The following is a 13,484-nucleotide window of genomic DNA, read 5'->3' as shown; positions in this document are numbered from 1 at the left end:
CCCGCGGCCTCATCTCGTTCGACGAACCGCCCGGTGCCGTTGTCGAGCAGGGAGGTCGGGCCGTTCGTGACCGTGACCGACCCGGTGACCTCATCGCCGTCGACCTCGGTCAGGCTTCCTACGCCCCAGCGATCCGATGAGAGGCGACGCACTACCCTTCCGGGTCGCTGAGGATCTGCCAGGCGTGGCCGTCGGGGTCGGTGGCCACACCGGTGAAACCCCACGCCTGCTGGGCCGGTTCTGCCAGCACGTCCCCGCCGGCGACACGCATCGCGTCGATGACCTCGATGACGTCCCGGCGCCCGGGCAGGGTCAGGCCGAGCAGGCACTCACTCACGCCTGCAGAGGCGATGTCACGGCCGGGGAGTACCCACCCGAAGCCGCCGGTCGGGATGAACATCAGCCTCGTGCGCTCATCCAGGGAGTACTGCAGCGGCTCGGGGACACCGTCCTGGTCCGGTTCTCCCAGTGGCTGCCAGCCGAAGGCCCGGGCGTAGAACGCCATGGTCGCCGGCCGATCGGCGATGGGCAGGGCGATGAGGACGGCTGACGGCGCAGATGTGGTGGTCATGAGGGCTCCTGAAGGTCGGTGGCTGCGTGGGGTTCAACTGGACCGGCGCGGTCGGGACGGCGCTCGTCGCGGTGACCCGGTTGGTCTGTTCGGTGCGCGCCGGCCTGACCGTCCTGGTCGGCGTCGGAGGCACCCGGGGCGGGCAGCGGATGCCGGCCGGTGGCTATCAGCAGGATCTCCTTGGCCGGCAGATAGGTGGGGGTGCCCTCGCCGAGGCTGGCCCGGGCGTCGCTGGCGATGAGCTGCCGGCCCGCCAGGTCCACGCCGAAGTAGCCCAGGTTCTGGGAACCGGTCTGGCGCAGCACCAGCGCGATCCGCTCCGGCGGGCAGGACGGCAGCCGGAGCGGTTCGGTGATGTCCAGGCCGTGGATCACGTCATGGCTCAGGGCGCCGAGTTGCCCGCCGCGCGGCGGCCGCCAGGGATGGTGGGTGTTGGCACGCAGACTCTCGAGCAGTTCGGCGTCCGTGAGCCGGGCGGTGTCGGCCCGTGCGGCCCGGTCGGCGTAGCGGTCGAAGTTGAACCGCGATCGGGCCAGCCCGAGGAAGAACGTGGCGGCGCCGATCCGGTAGGGCATCGTGATGTGCGCCACCACCTCCCGGATCCGCCAGCCCACGCACAGGGAGGGTGCGGCCCACTGCTCCTCGGACAGCGAGGACAGGACGTCTGCGAGACGCTCCCGCTCGGCGTGGGTGTGAGCGGTCAGGTCCTCGGTGGTCATGGTTGGTCTCCTCGGCTAAGTCGGGTGCGTACGGTCACTGCTTGTACGAACCAGACCCGGCGAACTCATCGCGCCCGGCCCCACGCTCCGGTCGTTCCTACCGCCCTTCGCCGCCGGGCACGCGCGCCGGCCGACGCGAGCGCCAGTCCCAAGCCAGCCACCACAGACCCCTCGCCCCCCGGCAGAGTCGGTACGTGGTGGAAGGGCGCTGTGCTCTACCGCCCCGCCGCGGACGGCTCGAGGACGTGCGGCAGGCCGAACTCGGCAAACCGCCCCTCGGTGCCCAGGAAGGTCACCATCTCGGTGACCTTCCCGCCGGTGCTCTCCAGCAGCACCAGCGCGAACGGGCGCAGCACCCCGGTCTCATCGGGCCGGTACTGGCCGACGCCGATCGAGCCGTTGATCGCGATCGGCAGCATCCGGTCCCGGGCGCAGGCGTCACTGGTGCAGATCATGTGGGCGATCTGCGCTCCGCCCGCCACCTGCCAGGCCAACGGGGGCATGGTCTGGACTGCGTCGGCGTGCAGCACCTGGATCATCGACTCGACGTCGTGGCCCTCGAAGGCGGCGATGAAGGCCTGCACCAGTTGCTGCTGCGCCGGATCGGCAGGGTCGGTGATCTCGGCGGGCTGCGGCGCAGCGGCGGCGAGGCCGGCCCGGGCCCGCTGCAGGGCACTGTTCGCGGCAGCGGTCGTGACCTGCAGGATCACCGCGGTCTCCGCGGCCGAGAAGCCCAGGACGTCGCGAAGCACCAGGACGGCACGTTGGCGGGGCGTCAGGTGTTGCAGCGCAGCGATATAAGCCAGCCGGACCGTCTCGCGCCGCTCGACCACCTGGCCCGGGTCGGTCGCCTCCACGACCCGGGCATCGGGCATCGGCTCGACGAACCGTTCCGCGGGCAACGGGGCGTCGAAGGCCGCCGCACCGGCCGACCCCGGGCTCAGGTCCACCGGCAGGGCGCGGCGTGCAGCGGACCGGAGCATGTCCAGGCAGATATTGGTGGCGATCCGGTGTACCCAGGTGGTCAGCCGGGCCCGGCGCGGATCGAACGTCCCCAGCCGGGTGCTGGCGCGGATGATCGTCTCCTGGACCGCGTCGTCGGTGTCCGCGGCCGCACCCAGCAGGCGGTAGCAATAGCCGGTGAGCGGTGCCCGCAGGGCTTCCACGTCGGCCACCGTGACTGTGTCGACCTTCGTCATCGTGGCGTCGTCCTCCGCTGTGGCTGGTGGCACCGATAGTAGCGGCGGGTAGCGGCGGGTAGCGGCGGGTGGGCTCAGAGCGCCCGGACGATCAGGTAGAGCAGGTAGGCCCCCAGGACCACGAATCCCATCCGGTTGACGATCTCGCGGCGTACCCGCATGGTCCAGGCGACGGCGACCGCGGCCAGCAGCACCCAGATCGCCGGTGTGCCCCAGCGCAGGGCGGTGCCCAACGCACCCGGGCGCTCAGCGCCGGCCGGCCCGGACACGGCGAAGAACGCCGCGACGGCCAGGCACGCCAGGACCGCCGCCGCGCCCACCGGCACCCGGTGGCGCTCGGTGAAGGTGACCGGCGCCTCGGTGGTCTCCGAGTCGGTACCTGTGGTCTCCGGTGTGAGACCGGCATCCTCGGCACTGCCAGCAGCCCCACCGGACCCAGCAGCCCCACCGGACCCAGCAGCCCCACCGGACCCAGCAGCCCCACCGGGCTCCGCGGGGCGACCACCGGGCTCCGCGGGACGACCACCGGGCTCCGCGGGACGACCACCGGGCTCGGTGGGATCGGGGGAGAGGCGCGGCTCGCCGTCGTCGGGGGTGTTGGGGTGACTCATCCGCACCAGGGTAGCCGCGCACGGGAGCACCCCCGATGCTCGGTAGACTCGCGACCATGTCCACCCTCAATACCGCCGAGGTGGCGCGCCTTGCCGCGCTCGCCCGGATCGACCTGACCGACGCCGAGACCGACCGCCTGGCTGGTGAGCTCGACGTGATCGTGCAGGCGGTGGCCAAGGTGTCGTCCGTGGCCGGCGACGACGTCCCGGTCACCAGCCACCCGATCCCGCTGACGAACGTGTTCCGTGAGGACGAGATCACCCAGACCCTCGACCCCGATGAGGTGCTGTCCCAGGCGCCGGCGCAGGAGAACCAGATGTTCGCCGTCCCGCAGATCCTGGGAGAGGACGCATGAGCGAGGTGTTCGGACTGACCGCGGCGGACCTTGCCCACCGTCTGGGCGCTGGGGAGATTTCCAGCGTCGAGGCCACCCAGGCGCACCTGGACCGGATCGCGGCGGTGGAGGAGGAGATCCACGCGTTCCTGAACGTCAACACCGACGAGGCGCTCGCCGCCGCCGCCGATGTGGACGCCCGCCGCGGGCGCGGTGAGGACCTTCCGGAACTGGCCGGGGTGCCGGTCGCCGTCAAGGACCTGGTGGTCACCAGGGGACAGGTCACCACCGCGGGGTCGCGAATGCTGCAGGGCTGGGTGCCGCCCTACGACGCCACGATCGTGCAGAAACTGCGTGCCGCCGGGATGCCGATCCTGGGCAAGACGAACATGGACGAGTTCGCCATGGGCTCCTCCACCGAGCACTCCGCATTCGGGCCCACCCGCAACCCGTGGGACACCAGCCGCATTCCCGGCGGGTCCGGCGGCGGTTCGGCCGCGGCGGTCGCCGCCTTCCAGGCTCCACTCGCCGTCGGCACCGACACCGGTGGTTCGATCCGCCAGCCCGCCGCCGTCACCGGCACCGTGGGGGTCAAGCCCACCTACGGCTCGGTGTCCCGGTACGGACTGGTCGCGCTGGCCTCCAGCCTGGACCAGGCCGGGCCGTGCGCACGAACCGTCCTGGACGCGGCGCTGCTGCACGATGTGATCGCCGGGCACGACCCGCTCGACGCCACCTCCTTGCCCGAGCCCGCGCAGCCCTACGCCGACGCAGCCCGTGCGGGCGCCGCGAACGCGGACCTGACCGGCCTGCGCGTCGGCGTGGTGCGTGAACTGGGCGGCGAGGGGTACCACCAGGGTGTGCGGGACCGGTTCACCGAGTCCCTGGACCTCCTGGTGGCCGCCGGGGCGGAGGTCGTGGAGGTCTCCTGCCCCCACTTCGATGCGGCGCTGGCGGCCTACTACCTGATCCTGCCCTCGGAGGCCTCCTCCAACCTGGCCCGCTTCGACGGGATGCGTTACGGCCTGCGGGTGGAACCGTCCGAGGGGCCCGTCACCGCCGAGCGGGTGATGGCAGCCACGCGGGGTGCCGGGTTCGGCGCGGAGGCCAAGCGACGGATCATCCTGGGCACCTACGCGCTCTCCGCCGGGCACTACGACGCCTACTACGGCAGCGCCCAGAAGGTGCGCACCCTGATTCAACGAGACTTCGCCGCCGCGTTCGAGCAGGTGGACGTGCTGGTCTCCCCGACCACGCCGACCACGGCGTTCCGGCTGGGTGAGAAGGTGGACGATCCGATGGCGATGTACCTCAACGACGTCGCGACCATCCCGGCGAACCTGGCCGGCATCCCGGCCATGTCGCTGCCCTCCGGATTGGCCGAGGACGACCTGCCGGCCGGGTTCCAGATTCTCGCCCCGGCCCGGGCCGACGCCAGCCTGTACCGGGTCGGTGCGGCTCTGGAGGCCCACCAGCTCAGCGCGTGGGGTGGCCCGTTGATCGATCGAATCCGTTCCGTGGAGGCCGGCGCATGAGCTCCGACATCAGCACCCAGGACCTGCTGGACTACGACGACGCCACCGGCCGCTTCGACCCGGTGCTTGGCATCGAGGTGCACGTGGAGCTGGGCACCGCCTCGAAGATGTTCGACGGCGCCCCGGCCCACTTCGGCGCGGAGCCGAACACCGCGATCACGCCGGTCTCGGCCGGCCTGCCCGGGGCGTTGCCCGCACTGAATCGCAAGGCGGTGGAGTATGCGATCAAGATCGGACTGGCGCTGAACTGCACGATCGCCGAAGTGTGCTGGTTCGACCGGAAGAACTACTTCTATCCCGACATCCCGAAGAACTTCCAGACGTCCCAGTCCGACATGCCGATCGCCTATGACGGCTACCTGGATGTGGAACTGGCCGACGGCACCGTGGTGCGCGTGGAGATCGAACGGGCGCACATGGAGGAGGACGCCGGGAAGAACACCCATGTGGGCGGGGCGACCGGGCGGATCCATGGCGCGACCCACTCCCTGGTGGACTACAACCGGGCCGGCATCCCGTTGGTGGAGATCGTCACCCGGCCCATCACCGGCGTCGGTGACCGCGCACCCGAGGTGGCCAGCGCCTACGTGCGCATGCTGCGGGACATCTTCGTGGCGCTGGGCGTCTCGGAGGCCCGGATGGAGCGGGGAAACGTGCGCGCCGACGTGAACCTCTCGTTGCGCGCCGACGCCGATGCGCCCCTGGGTACCCGCACCGAGACCAAGAACGTCAACTCCTTCCGTTCCATCGAACGGGCGGTGCGCTACGAGGTCTCCCGTCAGGGTGCGGTGCTGGCCGGTGGCGGCACGGTGGTGCAGGAGACCCGCCACTTTCACGAGGACTCCGGAACCACCTCCTCGGGGCGGATCAAGTCCGATGCGGAGGATTACCGCTACTTCCCCGAGCCGGACCTGGTGCCGGTGGCCCCGTCGCGGGAGTGGATCGCCGAGATCGCCGCGAGCCTGCCGGAACTGCCAGCCCTGCGTCGTCGCCGGTTGCAGTTCGAGTGGGGTTTCGCCGACGAGGAGATGCGCGATGCCATCAACGCCGGCGCGGTGGACCTGATCGAGCGCACCGTGGCCGCCGGGGCGCCCCCGGCGGCGGCGCGGAAGTGGTGGATGGGCGAGTTGGCGCGCAAGGCCAAGAACGACGGCGTGGAACTGGCCGACCTGGATGTCACCAGTGCGCAGATCGCCCAGCTGCAACAGTTGATCGACGCCGGGCGGATCAACGACAAACTCGCCCGCCAGGTACTCGAGGGAGTCCTGGCCGGGGAGGGTGACCCGGAGCAGGTGCTGACCGACCGCGGTCTGGAGGTGGTCTCCGAGGACGGCCCGCTGCTGGAGGTCATCGACGCCACCCTGGCCGATCAGCCCGACATCGCCGAGAAGATCCGGTCGGGCAACATGGGCCCGATCGGTGCGGTGATCGGTGCGGTGATGAAGGCCACCCGGGGGCAGGCCGACGCCGGGCGAGTGCGCGAACTGGTGATGGAGCGCGTGCGGGGCTGACCAGCCCGCACACCCGGGCCTACACCAGCCCGGCCTCCCGGGCCAGGATCGCCGACTGGGTCCGGGAGGTGCAGCCCAGCTTGGACAGCACCCGGGACACGTGGGTCTTGGTGGTCACCGTGGAGATCGTCAGGGTCGCGCAGATGTCGGCGTTCGACATCCTTCGCCCCAGGCACGTCAGCACGTCCCGCTCCCGCTCCGTCAACTCGGCCAGCCAGGCAGGTTCGGGCTCGGCATCCCGGGCGGTGCGGGCCTCGACGAATGCCTCGAGCAGGCGCCGGGTGACCTCCGGGGCCAGGACCGCCTCCCCGGCGGCGACCCGTCGCACCGCGTCGAGCAGCGCCTGGGCCTCGACCGACTTCAGCAGGAACCCGGCTGCACCGGCCCGCAGCGCCCCGTCGACGTACTCGTCCAGGTCGTAGGTGGTCAGCACCAGCACCTCGGCCAGACCCTGGGAGGTGATCTGCTCGGTCGTGCTGACCCCGTCGGTTCCGGGCATCCGCAGATCCATCAGCACCACATGGGGGCGCAGCGTGCGGGCATCGGCCACCGCCGCCGCGCCGTCCCCGGCCTCGCCCACCACCTCGATGTCCTCGGCAGCGGACAGCATCAACCGCAGACCAGAACGGATCGCGGCGTGGTCATCGACCAGAAGCACCCGGATCGTCATGACGGCGCCGTCAGTGGAAGGTCGGCCCGGACCAGCCAACGGCCATCGCCGGTCTCCTGCCATCCGGCGGTGAGGGAGCCGTCGTCCGGGGCCCGGTGTGGTCCAGGCGATCCTCTGCCCGGATGTGCCGGCCGGCGAGCACCGGGCCGGCCGGCACGCTCAGGCTGGGGCGTCACCCAGGTCCAGTACCGGAACCCGTACGCCACCGTTGCGAGCGGACTCCCACGCGGCGATCCCGGGCAGGGTGAACCGGGCGGCGGTCCAGGCATTCACCGGCGGGTGGGTGCCGGAGCGCACGGCCTTGACGAAGTCGTCGGCCAGGAAGTGGTGGGAGCCCTCGTGGCCGTTCGGGGCACCCTCGAACTCCTTGGGCAGTCGGCTGCGGTCCTGTACCGGTGCGGTACCGGAGGAGAAGGAGTGGCGCAGTGCCTCATCGATACCCTCCAGTTCGCCCTCGGGGACCTGGCCCTGGTGGGTGCGGAACATCGGCGAGATGTCCTCGATCATGTTCCGGTCCGACAGTGAAGCGCCGTTGGAGGTCTGCTCCATCACCGCGTCGGTGCCATAGAACCGGAACCGGGACTCGTGCACGTGCGCGGGATGACCCACCCGGCGGAACTCGTTGGTGCGCATCACCCCGCCGTCGGCCAACTCGAAGTGTGCGCTCATGTTGGAGAAGTCGTTGTCGAACATCGACACCGACTTGTCGAACACCCCGTCGTCACGGTCGTCGACCACGCCGATGCAACTGACCGAGGTGGCATAGGTGGGCAGCGCGCCCAGCACACCCCCGACGGCGTGAGTCGGGTAGAGCATCGGGGGGAAGGAAGCGGTGCGCTTCCAGTTCTCACCACCGCTGAACTGGTAGGCGGCGTAGAAGCCGTTGTCCATGTCGTGCACATAGTCGCCCTCGGAGTAGAAGACGCGCCCCATCTCACCGGCGCCGATCTTCTCCCGGGCCCACCACACCGCGGGGTTGTAGTAGCTGGTCTCACCCATCATGTAGATGCGGTTGCCGCCGGCGACCTCGGCGACGATCGCCTCGATCTCGGAGGACTCGATGGCCATCGGCACCGAGGAGTACACGTGCTTGCCGGCCTGCAGGGCGGCCAGGGCCATCTGCCCGTGCGTCCACCGCTGGGTGAAGATCGCCACTGCATCCACATCGGAGGCCAGGACCTCGTCGAAGTCGGCGAAAGTGCCGGCCAGGTCGTATTTGCTCAGGTACTCGGCGGCGCGCTCGGCCACCACGTCGGTGACGTACACCTCGCTCACCTCGGGGTGGAGCTGCCACAGGGTAGCGAAACTCCCGGCGAACTGTCCCGCACCTACGATCGCAATCTTCACTGCCACGTCCCTCTCGGTCGATTCTGTCCGGTCGATCACCGCCGACTGGCTGTCGCCACCGCCGATGCACTGGTCCCAGCGGGTCCCACAGGACAGGATAGGCGGATGACCCACCTCGACCTCACCACGGCGGACTCGGCCCGGCCGGGCGGTACGCCGACACCGGACAGTCCCGACCGAAGAGCGGGTGTCATCGAACTTCCGATCGGACCCGACCACCCGGCCGGGCCCCTGGTCGTGGTGGCCCCGGACACCTTCAAGGGGTCACTGAACGCCAAGTACGTGGCCCAGCACATCGCGCTCGGGCTGCACCGGGCCCTGGAGGACGTGGAGGTGCAGATGGTGCCGATGGCCGACGGTGGGGAAGGCACGCTGAGTGCCGTCCTGGTAGCCAATCTGCAACCTGTGCGCGTGCGGGTGAGCGGACCGTTCGGCGAGCCGGTCAAGGCGATGTACGCCACCGACGGACGCCGGGCGGTGATCGAACTGGCGCAGGCCGCTGGGCTGCACCTGAGCCCGGCCGATGCCGACGCCGCCCAGCAGGGCAGCACCATCGGGGTGGGGGAGCTGATCGCCCACGCCCTGGACTCCGGGGTGCAGGAGTTGGTGCTGGCGGTGGGCGGCTCGGCCACCACCGATGGCGGCGCCGGGATGCTGCAGGCCCTGGGGGCCCGGCTGCACGGGGTCACCGGGCCCGGCGGTGCGGCGCTGCGGGATCTGCGCCGGGTGGACCTGAGCGGGTTGCACCCGCGCCTGGCCGAGGTCGGGATCACCCTGGCCGCCGACGTCGACAACCCGTTGCTGGGACCCAATGGTGCGGCCGCGGTCTACGCCCCGCAGAAGGGTGCCGGACCGGACCAGGTGGCGGCGCTGCAGGCGGGCCTGACCCGCTGGGTGCAGGCGCTGGAAGAGGCGGGTATGGACGCCCGGGCAACGGCGCAGGCTGCCGGGGCGGGCGCGGCCGGGGGCACCGGCTTCGCCGCACTGGTGCTGGGGGCGCGGCGCCGTCCCGGGGTAGAGGTGGTACTGGAACTGGTGGAGTTCGAGCGCAAGGTGCGTGGGGCCGACCTGGTTGTCACCGGTGAGGGCAAGTTGGACAGCCAGTCGCTGGCCGGCAAGGCTCCCGTGGGTGTGGCTGCGGCCGCTACCGACGCGGCGGTGGTCAGCGTGGCCGTCGCCGGAGTGAACGAGTTGACCGAGGAGGAGGTCGAACAGGCCGGGTTCAGCGGTGTCTACGCACTCAGTGACCTCGAGCCGGACCTGGAACGCAGCAAGGCCCGGGCCGGTGAACTGCTGGAGCGGGTCGCCGCCCGGATCGCGGCTCGCCACCTGTGGACCGACCTGGATCAGTGAACCCCGAGCACCGGGTGGGCAGACAGACGAACCGGCCCGCACCAGGTGCTGGTGCGGGCCGGCCGTGACCGGGGTCAGCGGAGCCAGGAGTTCTTTTGCACGAACCCCTTGTTGGCCCACCACTTGCCCAGGCCCCAGGTGTCCCCGGACAGGGTGAGGGCTGCGATGATCAGCAGCAACGCCTCGTGCCAGTGGGAAGTCAGAATCGGGTTGGTCGCCGCCCCGGCAACGGGGAAGGTAGCCAGCCACATGAACACCATCAGGGCCGTTCCGGTGACGGCGGCGATACGCAGTCCGGCACCGGCCATCATCGCCACGCCGATGCCCAGCAGACCGAGCATGAACAGCACGTCACCGAAGGGGTTCTGGAAGAGGGAGAAGAATCCTCCGGTGAAGTTCTCGATTCCGCCGATGAATCCCTGTGCCGGTGTGCCGCCATTGATCCAGGCGCGTTCTGCCGGGGTGGCATAACTCAGCCCGAAGAGTTTGTCGAGGAAGGCCCACAGGAATGTGAAGCCAATGACGATGCGGCTGACGGCGAGCACCTTGCGCAGGCCGGGCCGGGTCACGATGTCCTCTTGGGTGGTGAGGTGGACGTTCGGTACCTTTTCGGTGGTAGTCATGGGACTTTCCTTCTGGTTGGGAGTTCCGTGTGGTGGACCTCGCTGATAACGAGTATTCCGAATAGGCAGCCGGATCTCGCGGGCCGAAAGTCCCGGATTCCTCGATACACCTCACGGGACTTGCACCTGACACTGTGTGAGGGTTCAGAGTGGGAGTTGCCATGAACATTTCGGACTTCGCCAGGGCCGGCCGGATATCGGTTCGGATGCTGCGCCACTACGACCACATCGGGCTGCTCACCCCTGCCCACGTCGACGCCCGCACCGGACACCGGACCTACGCGCCCGAGCAACTACCGCGGCTGCACCGGCTGCTCGCCCTGAAGACGTTGGGGTTCTCCCTGGCCCAGGTGGGGGAGATGTTGGAGGCCGGCATGGACCTGCAGCGCTTGCGGACCATGTTGGCCGCGCGTCGCGACGAACTGAATCGGCAGGTCCGCGCCGACCGGCACCGGCTGGCGCGGGTGGAGGCGAGGCTGGCCCTGCTCCAGGAGGAACCACCGATGAACACCACGATCACCACCACGACGGCGGCCGCCATGCACCTGGCCGCCGTGACCGATGAGCACCCCGGTCCCGATCGCCGCTCGGCTGGGGCGCTGATCGAGCCCCTGTTCACCCGCGCTTCGGACCTCGGCGACGAAGCAGGGATCGACCGGATCAAGCCGGTGGGGTACTACCCGCACCGGGCCGGCGGGGTGCACCTGGCAACGGGGTTCGAGATCGGGCCGGACGAGGCGGCGGCCGGAGCGGCCGTGCTGGCCGGACTGGAGGTCGTCGAGGTGCCGCCGGCCACGGTGGCCACCCTGCTGCACGTGGGGGAGATGTCCGAGATCGGGGCGACGTATGCCGAACTGGGCCGATGGGCCGGCGAACGGAGTGTGCTGGGCCCGTGCACCTGGCGTGAGGTGTACTTGGAGGCTGACGGCACCGACCAGTCCGACTGGGTGGTGCAGGTGCAACTGGAACTTGCCCAGGAAGTCGTAGCGCCCGGCGCCGAATGATCCGCCGCCCGACGCCTGCCCCCGGGGCCCAGCATCCTCAGCAGCACGGCAGCGGCGACCGGGACTAGGCCCATCCTCAGTGGCATCGTCTCCATCGGTGCCGTCATGTCGGTACCGAACACAGGATTCCGGGCAGGACGTACTGCAGGTATTCCCGGGTCGAGCCGGCGACGGCACCTCCGAAGAGGTAGACGAACAGGATCAGGAACATCACAGGCAGGATCAGCGCATCCAGCAGCGGGCCCGGGTTGCGCCCGGTCCCCCGAGTTGCACAGTAGGTTGCTAGCAATGGGTGTTGCGGTGCTGTGATCTGGGCTTTTGCTCGGGTGGGGATGGTTTTCGGGATACTAATCGGATGGCGTTCGTGCGTAAGGTTCGCACCGGTTCGGGGGCGACGGCGGTTCAGGTGGTGCAAAAGCGCCGCGGGCGGCTGGAGGTCTTGAAGCACGTGGGTTCGGCGCACACCCAAGCGGAGATGGCGGTGCTGCTGGAACAGGCGCAGGGCATCTTGCGGCAGTATCAGCCGGTGCTGGACCTGGGGATCGTCGACCCGCCGCCTGCCGCTGAGTTGCTGGGTGAGCCCAAGGCCCAAGGGGAGTTGTTCGACGCCCCGGGGCAGGGCGCCCAGGGCGCGGGGGCGGGTGGAGCCCAGACGGTGGGGACGGTCTCCGATGTGCTGTGGACAACGCTGCGCAGCGCTTATGGGTGCCTGGGTTTCGATGTGGTCGATGATGAGGTCTTCGCCCAGTTGGTGCTGGCCCGGTTGATCGAGCCGGCTTCGAAGTTGGCCACCATCGGGATCCTGGAGGAACTGGGCGTTGATGCCCCGCACCGCAACACGATCGGCGCGTGTTTGAAGCGGATCAACGCCGAGGACTACCGGTCCCAGATTGCCCAGAAGTGCTTCGCCCACGCGACCAGCCACGGTGATATTTCCCTAATTCTCTACGACGTCACCACGCTGTATTTCGAGGCCGAGCACGAGGACGACTTGCGCAAAGTCGGCTACTCGAAGGAACGTCGGATCGATCCCCAGATCGTGGTCGGATTGCTGGTCGACCGGGGCGGGTTCCCGCTGGAGATCGGCTGCTTTGAAGGAAATCACGCCGAGACCCACACCCTGTTGCCCATCATCGAGCAGTTCCAGGACCGGCACAACATCGAGGACATGGTCATCGTGGCCGATGCCGGGATGCTGTCCCAGGCCAACCTGGAGGCGTTGGATGAGGCGAAGATGCGGTTCATCGTCGGCTCCCGGACCACCAAGGCCCCCGGAGACCTGGCCCGCCACTTCCACTGGCACGGGGATGCCTTCGATGACGGGCAGGTGATCGATACGATCACTCCCCGCAGCGGCGGGCCCAGGAAACACGACACCGCCAAGAAGGCCGAACCGGTGTGGGACCCGGTGAAACATCCCAAGGCCTGGCGGGCGATCTGGCAGTACTCACGTAGACGCGCCACCCGGGATACCAAGACCATCACCACCCAAGAGAACCGGGCGCTGGCGATCATCAACGGTGAAGTCCGCCCGAAGAACGCCCGATTCATTACCACCACCAAAGCCGGCCGGGAACTCGATGTCGCCGCCTTGGACCGCGCCAGGCGTCTGGTCGGGCTGAAGGGCTATCAGACCAACATCCCCGCCACCATGATGCCTGCCGGTGAGGTCATCGCCAGTTACCACGACCTATGGCAGGTCGAGGCCTCCTTCCGGATGAGCAAAAGCGACCTGCGCGCCAGGCCGATCTTCCACCGAACCCGCGATTCGATCGAGGCCCACCTGACCATCGTCTTCACCGCCCTGGCCCTGGCCCGCTACATGCAAGCCGCCACCGGGCTATCGCTGAAGAAGATCATCACCACTCTGCGCCCAATCCGCGCCGCGCTCATCCGCGCCGGCGGACAGACCCACAAACTCCCCGCTTACATCCCCCCGGAAACCGCCGAAATCATCAACCAGATCACCGAAAAACCGGGACACTAAGGCAAATGTGCAACTCGGG

At 69.3% G+C, this 13,484-nt stretch carries 13 protein-coding genes; 6 read left to right on the top strand and 7 right to left on the bottom strand.

Translation table 11 applies throughout. The features are described from left to right. Nucleotides 1-151: 151 nt before the first annotated feature. The 4 genes from ACO0LV_RS14075 to ACO0LV_RS14060 form a co-directional block, all read right to left on the bottom strand. Nucleotides 152-571 carry a VOC family protein gene (locus ACO0LV_RS14075; protein WP_424788546.1) on the bottom strand — a complete coding sequence of 140 codons (420 nt, stop codon included), beginning with the start codon at nucleotides 569-571 and terminating at the stop codon, nucleotides 152-154. Continuing rightward, nucleotides 568-1,290 (bottom strand): maleylpyruvate isomerase family mycothiol-dependent enzyme, encoded by a 723-nt coding sequence (locus tag ACO0LV_RS14070; RefSeq protein WP_424788545.1) that lies wholly within the window; start codon nucleotides 1,288-1,290, stop codon nucleotides 568-570. The genes ACO0LV_RS14075 and ACO0LV_RS14070 overlap by 4 nt, the downstream gene beginning before the upstream one ends. 215 nt (nucleotides 1,291-1,505) lie before the next feature. After that, on the bottom strand, nucleotides 1,506-2,489 hold the full coding sequence (locus ACO0LV_RS14065) for an RNA polymerase subunit sigma-70 (protein WP_424788544.1): 984 nt from the start codon (nucleotides 2,487-2,489) through the stop codon (nucleotides 1,506-1,508). 74 nt (nucleotides 2,490-2,563) lie between these two features. After that, entirely contained in the window at nucleotides 2,564-3,100 is a 537-nt protein-coding gene (locus ACO0LV_RS14060; protein ID WP_424788543.1) for a hypothetical protein, read from the bottom strand. A gap of 56 nt (nucleotides 3,101-3,156) precedes the next feature. On the opposite strand from ACO0LV_RS14060, the gene gatC reads away from it, so the two are divergent. From gatC to gatB, 3 genes are read left to right on the top strand one after another with little or no spacing between them, the layout of a single operon-like run. After that, nucleotides 3,157-3,456: an Asp-tRNA(Asn)/Glu-tRNA(Gln) amidotransferase subunit GatC gene (gatC, locus tag ACO0LV_RS14055; RefSeq protein ID WP_424788542.1), complete on the top strand. Its 300-nt coding sequence runs from the start codon at nucleotides 3,157-3,159 to the stop codon at nucleotides 3,454-3,456. Continuing rightward, on the top strand, nucleotides 3,453-4,970 hold the full coding sequence (gatA, locus tag ACO0LV_RS14050) for an Asp-tRNA(Asn)/Glu-tRNA(Gln) amidotransferase subunit GatA (RefSeq protein ID WP_424788541.1): 1,518 nt from the start codon (nucleotides 3,453-3,455) through the stop codon (nucleotides 4,968-4,970). Before gatC ends, gatA begins: the two co-directional genes overlap by 4 nt. Further along, entirely contained in the window at nucleotides 4,967-6,481 is a 1,515-nt protein-coding gene (gene gatB / locus ACO0LV_RS14045; protein WP_424788540.1) for an Asp-tRNA(Asn)/Glu-tRNA(Gln) amidotransferase subunit GatB, read from the top strand. Before gatA ends, gatB begins: the two co-directional genes overlap by 4 nt. 19 nt (nucleotides 6,482-6,500) lie before the next feature. Here gatB and ACO0LV_RS14040 read toward each other — a convergent pair whose 3' ends face one another. Continuing rightward, nucleotides 6,501-7,151 (bottom strand): response regulator, encoded by a 651-nt coding sequence (locus ACO0LV_RS14040; RefSeq protein ID WP_424788539.1) that lies wholly within the window; start codon nucleotides 7,149-7,151, stop codon nucleotides 6,501-6,503. Nucleotides 7,152-7,310: 159 nt separating this feature from the next. Then, the gene (locus ACO0LV_RS14035) at nucleotides 7,311-8,504 is read right to left on the bottom strand and encodes a Gfo/Idh/MocA family protein (protein WP_424788538.1); all 1,194 of its coding nucleotides are present in this window, start codon (nucleotides 8,502-8,504) and stop codon (nucleotides 7,311-7,313) included. Nucleotides 8,505-8,603: 99 nt separating this feature from the next. On the opposite strand from ACO0LV_RS14035, the gene ACO0LV_RS14030 reads away from it, so the two are divergent. Next, nucleotides 8,604-9,851: a glycerate kinase gene (locus ACO0LV_RS14030; protein WP_424788537.1), complete on the top strand. Its 1,248-nt coding sequence runs from the start codon at nucleotides 8,604-8,606 to the stop codon at nucleotides 9,849-9,851. Between the two features lie 74 nt (nucleotides 9,852-9,925). Here the strand turns inward: ACO0LV_RS14030 and ACO0LV_RS14025 are convergent, their stop codons facing one another. Next, complete coding sequence (locus ACO0LV_RS14025) at nucleotides 9,926-10,474, bottom strand: DoxX family protein (protein ID WP_424788536.1); 549 nt, start codon at nucleotides 10,472-10,474, stop codon at nucleotides 9,926-9,928. A 161-nt stretch (nucleotides 10,475-10,635) separates the two neighbouring features. Here ACO0LV_RS14025 and ACO0LV_RS14020 point away from each other — a divergent pair, with 161 nt between their 5' ends. Next, nucleotides 10,636-11,478: a MerR family transcriptional regulator gene (locus tag ACO0LV_RS14020; RefSeq protein WP_424788535.1), complete on the top strand. Its 843-nt coding sequence runs from the start codon at nucleotides 10,636-10,638 to the stop codon at nucleotides 11,476-11,478. 355 nt (nucleotides 11,479-11,833) lie between these two features. Next, nucleotides 11,834-13,465, top strand: coding sequence for an IS1634 family transposase (locus tag ACO0LV_RS14015; RefSeq protein ID WP_424788534.1), 1,632 nt, complete (start codon nucleotides 11,834-11,836; stop codon nucleotides 13,463-13,465). Nucleotides 13,466-13,484 lie beyond the last annotated feature (19 nt).

It is taken from the genome of Pseudactinotalea sp. Z1739 (genome assembly GCF_049725055.1).
Classification (GTDB): Bacteria; Actinomycetota; Actinomycetes; order Actinomycetales; family Beutenbergiaceae; genus CALKWS01.
The sequence above is the reverse complement of the archived record's forward strand: the minus strand, read 5'-3'. Positions and strand labels throughout refer to the sequence as shown.